Raw genomic sequence first — 1936 nt, forward strand, 5'->3', positions numbered from 1 at the left:
AACATTCTCATTTTGTCGGTCTACGCCGACCACAAGATCGCGGCATGCGAAGCCGACGCGAGCGCGGAGGCGCTGGGCAGCCTCATCGCCCTGACCCGCAATCTGGCGGGCAGCCTCAGGGAATGGCGGGAGGCGGCATGAGGGCTCCGCAGTTTGCCGTGCTGGATCGGGATGGCGGTCTGGCCGATGCTGCAGTCGACGCGGCGGGCGCCACCACCTCGGTGCGTCCCGGCCGCATCCGCAACCGCAGCAAAACCGAGCTGGACGAAAAGGTCAAGAAGCCTGCCGACAGCGTGCGCAAGAAGTCGCCGCCCGCGCGCAAGCCCCCCGCGCGCGGGCGTTACGTGGACGAATACGCGCGGCCGGCGCGCTGAATCACTTCAGCGCCTCGTACACGTCGGCTTCCAGCGCCTGCCTTCCGGCCGGCGTATGCAAAGCGCCTCCGCGAATCAGAAAGGTATCCTCGACGCGCTCGCCCAGCGTGTCGATTTTGGCGGCATAGACGTTTACTCCATGCCGCATCAACACCTCGGCTACCGCAAACAGCAAGCCCCCGCGATCCGCGCAGGTGATCGACAGCATGTGGCCGTGTCCCTGCGCATCGGCTTCCAGCTGTACCGTGGCGGGGTAGGGATGGTGCCGCTGGTGGCGCGACAGGCGGCCGCGTGGCGCGGGCTGCATCGGCTGCGCCGGGTCGAGGTCGCGCGCCAGCTCGTGCTCCACGAAGTTCAGGAAGTCGCGGTAATGAATGCCGCGATTGGCCAGGTCCATCACCTGAAAACTGTCGAGCGCATAGCCATGCCGGGTGGTGTGGATCTTGGCTTCGAGAATGGTGTACTGGATGCGTGCAAAAAAGCCGCAGATGCGGGCGAACAGGTCGGGCCGGTCGGGGGTGTAGACCAGCACCTGGATGCCTTCGCCGGCCGGCGACAGGCGCGCCTTTACGATGGCATCGGCGCTGTCGGTGCGGCGCCACAGCATGCGCGCCTGCCAGGCCATGTCGCGGGCGTCGAAACGGGAAAAATAACGCACGTCGAGATGCCGCCACAGCGCGTCGGCGGCGTCGGCGGGCAGGCCGTACAGGGCGAGGTTGGCGCGCGCTTCGTTCTGCTTGGCGGCGATGCCGGCGACGGCTTCGTCGCCGCCAAGCAGCCGCGCCCGCGCGGCCTGGTAGAGATCTTCCAGCAGCTTGCCTTTCCAGGCATTCCATACCGTGGGGCTGGTGCCGCGGATATCGGCCACGGTCAGCAGATAGAGGGCCGTCAGCCGGCGCAGGTTGCCGGCTTTGGCGGCAAATGCGGCAATCACCTCGGGGTCGCTGGTGTCTTCCTTTTGCGAGGTGCGCGACATCGCCAGGTGCATTTCCACCAGCCAGGCGACCAGTTCGCTATCGGCCTTGTCGAGGCCGTGCCGGCGGCAAAATCTCCGTGCATCGGCCGCGCCCAGTTCGGAGTGGTCGCCGCCGCGGCCTTTGGCAATATCGTGAAACAGGGCGGCCAGGTAGAGCAGTTCGGGTTTGTCGAAACCGGCGATCAGGCGGCTGGCGAGCGGAAGCTCGTGCGCAAGCGCCGGCACGGTGAAGCGCCGCACGTTGCGCAGCACGGTGAGGATGTGTTCGTCGACGGTGTAGACGTGAAACAGGTCGTGCTGCATCTGCCCGACGATGCGGCCGAATGCCGGAATGTAGCGTCCCAGCAGGCCGTAACGATGCATGGCGCGCAGCGCCCGGGTGATGCCCAGCGGCTGGCGCAGCAGCGTCATGAACAGCGCGTGGTGCGCCGGGTTGGCGCGGAAAGCGGCATCGATGCGGATGCTGCCGCGCCACAGCGCGCGCAGCGTGGCCGGCTCGAACCCGGCCAGCGCCGGATGCTGGGCATACAGGATGAAGGCGCGCAGCAGGGCATCGGGCTTGCGTTCGAACAAGTCGGCGGCGCGC

2 protein-coding genes are annotated in these 1936 nt (G+C 67.2%); one reads left to right on the plus strand and one right to left on the minus strand.

What is annotated here, in order from left to right:
- The first annotated feature begins 137 nt into the window (after positions 1-137).
- Positions 138-374: a hypothetical protein gene (locus Q0L94_RS17840; protein ID WP_296756030.1), complete on the plus strand. Its 237-nt coding sequence runs from the start codon at positions 138-140 to the stop codon at positions 372-374.
- A gap of 1 nt (position 375) precedes the next feature.
- On the opposite strand, the gene Q0L94_RS17845 is transcribed toward Q0L94_RS17840, so the two are convergent.
- Positions 376-1936: HD domain-containing protein (locus tag Q0L94_RS17845; RefSeq protein ID WP_296756032.1), on the minus strand; the 1561-nt coding region annotated here is incomplete at its 5' end.

Source organism: Thiobacillus sp., assembly GCF_024708915.1.

Bases quoted from the DNA above. Each gene is read 5' to 3' on its own strand.
- Q0L94_RS17840 (WP_296756030.1), top strand. From the start codon at position 138: ATGAGGGCTCCGCAGTTTGCCGTGCTGGATCGGGATGGCGGTCTGGCC.